Origin of the sequence: Pseudomonas entomophila (genome assembly GCF_013523125.1) — a bacterium.
GTDB lineage: Bacteria > Pseudomonadota > Gammaproteobacteria > Pseudomonadales > Pseudomonadaceae > Aquipseudomonas > Aquipseudomonas entomophila_B.
In genome coordinates, this window is record NZ_JAAMQJ010000077.1 from 1 (window position 1) to 4,694 (window position 4,694).

Sequence of the window (4,694 nt, forward strand, 5' to 3'; positions counted from 1 at the left end):
GGGTGCAGTCACGCTCGCGGTGTAGGTGATCACGCCACCTTCGGTGACCGATGGGGTCGCCGTCAGCGTTACGGTGCTGGTATCGATGGTATCGGTAACCGATGTCACCGCAGGGGTGCCGTTGACTACTAGGTTCTCGAAGTTGCCACCAGTAGCACCGGTGATGGTCGCATTGACCGAACCCGCGTCGATGTACGGGTCATCGCCAGGTGCTGCAACCGTGATGCTGCCTGCGGTCTGGCCGGCTGCGATGGTGATCACCGAGCCGTTGCTCAGGGTCACGGTCACTGGCGTTTGCGCGGCGTTGGTCAACGTTGCGGTGTAGACGATCTGGCCACCCTCGGCAACGGTTGGCGTGGCGCTCAGCGCTACGGTCGTGGTGTCGTTGGTACCTGGACCATCGGTCACGGTAGTGCTTGGCGTGCCGGCAGCGACCAGCTTCTCGTAGTTACCACCGCTGACGTCAGTGATGCTGTTGATCACGGGCGGATTGGTGGCGTACACGTTGTCCGGCGCGGTGAAGTTCACCGAGCCCGAACTGGCGCCGACTGGAATGGTGATGGTCTGGCCGTTGGCCAAGGTCACAACCAGCGGGGCCTCGGTAACCGGAGCAGTAACGCTCGCGGTATAGGTGATCACACCACCTTCAGTAACCGACGGAGTGGCAGTCAGCGTGACAGTCGAAGTATCGATGGTGTCGGTAACGGCAGTGACTGCTGGCGTACCGCTGACAGCCAGGTTCTCGAAGTTACCGCCAGTGGCACCGGTGATAGTCGTGCTAATCGAGCCGGCATCGATGTACGGGTCATCGCCAGGTGCTGCAACCGTGATGCTGCCGGCAGTCTGGCCGGTTGCGATGGTGATCACCGAGCCGTTGCTCAAGGTCACGCTCACTGGTGTTTGCGCAGCATTGGTCAGCGTCGCGGTGTAAACGATCTGGCCACCTTCGGCCACGGTTGGCGTCGCGCTCAGGGTAACGGTCGTGGTGGTGCTGGTGCCTGGACCATCAGTCACGGTGGTGCTTGGCGTACCCGCAGCAACCAGGTTCTCGTAGTTGCCGCCGCTGGTGGCCGTGATGCTGTTGGTCACAGGCGGGTTGGTGGCATAGATGTTGTCCGGTGCAGTCGCATCGACGGTACCGGACGACTGGCCGACCGGAATGGTGATGGTCTGGCCGTTGGCCAAGGTCACGACCAAGGCCGAGCCGGTGACAGGCGCAGTTACGCTGGCGGTGTAGGTAATGACACCGCCTTCGATGACCGACGGGGTGGCAGTCAGGGTCACCGTCGAAGTATCGATGGTATCGGTAACGGCAGTGACTGCTGGCGTATCGCTGACGGCCAGGTTCTCGAAGTTACCGCCGGTAGCGCCGGTGATAGTCGTGCTAATCGAGCCGGCATCAATGTATGGGTCGTCACTAGGTGCTGCGACGTTCACCGAGCCAGAAGTCTGGCCTGCGGCGATAGTGATCACCGAGCCGTTGCTCAAGGTCACGCTAACCGGGGTCTGTGCAGCGTTGGTCAACGTCGCGGTGTAAACGATCTGGCCGCCTTCAGCCACGGTCGGCGTCGCAGTCAACGCCACGGTTGTCGTGGCGCTGGTGCCAGGGCCATCAGTCACGGTAGTGCTCGGCGTACCGGCAGTGACCAGGTTCTCGTAGTTGCCGCCGCTGGTGGCCGTGATGCTGTTGGTCACAGGCGGATTGGTGGCGTACACGTTGTCTGGGGCGGTGAAATTCACCGAGCCCGAACTGGCGCCGACTGGGATCGTGATGGTCTGGCCATTGGCCAGAGTTACGATCAGCGGCGTCTCGGTAACCGGAGCAGTCACGCTGGCGGTGTAGGTAATCATCCCGCCTTCAGTGACCGACGGAGTCGCCGTCAGCGTTGCGGTGCTGGTATCGATGGTATCGGTAACCGACGTAACCGCCGGCGTACCGCTGACGGCCAGGTTTTCGAAGTTGCCACCGGTGGCGCTGGTGATGGTCGCATTGACCGAACCGGCATCGATGTATGGATCATCGCCAGGTGCCGCAACCGTGATGCTGCCGGCAGTCTGGCCGGCTGCGATGGTGATGACCGAGCCATTGCTCAGGGTCACGCTCACTGGCGTCTGCGCAGCATTGGTCAGCGTTGCGGTGTAGACGATCTGGCCGCCTTCGGCAACGGTCGGCGTTGCGCTCAAGGCAACGGTCGTGGTGGTGCTGGTGCCTGGACCATCAGTCACGGTGGTGCTTGGCGTACCCGCAGCAACCAGGTTCTCGTAGTTGCCGCCACTGGTGGCCGTAATGCTATTGGTCACAGGCAGGTTGGTGGCGTAGATGTTATCCGGTGCAGTCGCATCGACGGTGCCGGACGACTGGCCGACCGGAATGGTGATGGTCTGGCCGTTGGCCAGGGTCACGACCAAGGCCGAGCCAGTGACAGGCGCAGTGACGCTAGCGGTGTAGGTAATGACGCCGCCTTCGGTGACCGACGGGGTGGCAGTCAGGGTCACCGTCGACGTATCGATAGTGTCGGTAACGGCAGTCACTGCTGGCGTGCCGCTGATAGCCAGGTTCTCGAAGTTACCGCCAGTAGCGCTGGTGATAGTCGTGCTAATCGAACCTGCGTCGATGTACGGGTCATCCCCAGGTGCCGCAACCGTGATGCTGCCGGCAGTCTGCCCTGCCGCGATAGTGATTACCGAGCCGTTGCTCAGGGTTACGCTAACCGGGGTCTGTGCAGCGTTGGTCAACGTCGCGGTGTAGACGATCTGACCACCTTCAGCAACCGTCGGCGTCGCGCTCAGGGCCACGGTCGTGGTGGTGCTGGTGCCTGGGCCATCGGTCACGGTGGTGCCTGGCGTGCCGGCAGTGACCAGGTTTTCATAGTTGCCGCCGCTAACCCCAGTGATGCTGTTGGTCACAGGCGGATTGGTAGCGTAGATATTGTCTGGTGCGGTCGCGTCGACGGTACCGGACGACTGGCCGACTGGAATGGTGATGGTCTGGCCGTTGGCCAAGGTCACGACCAGTGCCGAACCGGTGACTGGAGCAGTCACGCTGGCGGTGTAGGTAATCACACCACCTTCGGTAACCGACGGGGTCGCCGTCAGCGTGACGGTACTGGTATCGATGGTATCGGTGACCGATGTCACCGCTGGCGTGCCATTGATTGCCAGGTTTTCGAAGTTGCCACCAGTAGCACCGGTGATGGTCGCATCGACCGAACCCGCATCGATGTACGGGTCATCGCCAGGCGCCGCGACAGTGATGCTGCCGGCGGTCTGGCCGGCGGCGATGGTGATCACCGAGCCGTTGCTCAAGGTGACGGTCACTGGCGTCTGCGCAGCATTGGTCAGCGTTGCGGTGTAGACGATCTGACCGCCCTCGGCCACGGTCGGCGTCGCAATCAACGCTACAGTCGTGGTGGCGCTGGTACCTGGACCGTCGGTCACGGTGGTGCTTGGCGTGCCGGCAGTGACCAGGTTTTCATAGTTGCCGCCGCTAACCCCAGTGATGCTGTTGGTCACAGGCGGATTGGTAGCGTAGATATTGTCTGGTGCGGTCGCGTCGACGGTACCGGACGACTGGCCGACTGGAATGGTGATGGTCTGGCCGTTGGCCAAGGTCACGACCAGTGCCGAACCGGTGACTGGAGCAGTCACGCTGGCGGTGTAGGTAATCACACCACCTTCGGTAACCGACGGGGTCGCCGTCAGCGTGACGGTACTGGTATCGATGGTATCGGTGACCGATGTCACCGCTGGCGTGCCATTGATTGCCAGGTTTTCGAAGTTGCCACCAGTAGCACCGGTGATGGTCGCGTTGACTGAACCAGCATCGATGTACGGATCGTCGCCAGGAGCAGCAACGTTCACCGAGCCGGAAGTCTGACCTGCCGCGATGATGATCACCGAGCCGTTGCTCAAGGTGACGGTCACTGGCGTCTGCGCGGCGTTGGTCAGGGTCGCGGTGTAGACGATCTGACCACCCTCGGCCACGGTTGGTGTCGCAGTCAACGCTACAGTCGTGGTGGCGCTGGTGCCTGGGCCGTCAGTCACGGTGGTGCTCGGTGTGCCGGCAGTCACCAGGTTCTCGTAGTTGCCCCCGCTGGTGGCCGTGATGCTGTTGGTCACAGGCGGATTGGTAGCGTAGATGTTGTCCGGTGCAGTCGCATCGACGGTACCGGACGACTGGCCGACCGGAATGGTGATGGTCTGGCCGTTGGCCAGGGTCACGACCAAGGCCGAGCCAGTGACAGGTGCAGTCACGCTAGCGGTATAGGTGATCACACCACCTTCGGCAACCGAAGGCGTGGCAGTCAGCGTCACCGTCGAGGTATCGATGGTGTCAGTGACCGTGGTGACCGCAGGCGTCCCATCGACGGCCAGGTTCTCGAAGTTGCCACCGGTCGTGGCCGTGATAGTGGCATTGACCGAACCGGCATCGATGTACGGATCGTCGCCAGGCGCCGCAACCGTGATGCTGCCGGCAGTCTGGCCGGCTGCGATGGTGATCACCGAGCCGTTGCTCAGCGTCACGGTGACCGGGGTCTGTGCAGCGTTGGTCAACGTCGCGGTGTAGACGATCTGGCCACCTTCGGCCACGGTTGGCGTCGCGCTCAGGGTAACGGTCGTGGTGGTGCTGGTGCCTGGACCATCAGTCACGGTGGTGCTTGGCGTACCCGCAGCAACCAGGTTCTCGTAGTTGC

1 protein-coding gene is annotated in these 4,694 nt (G+C 62.4%); it reads right to left on the bottom strand.

Annotated features, from left to right (window positions below; genetic code table 11):
• Nucleotides 1–4,694: beta strand repeat-containing protein (locus G7007_RS21510; RefSeq protein WP_375139515.1), on the bottom strand; the 4,694-nt coding region annotated here is incomplete at both ends.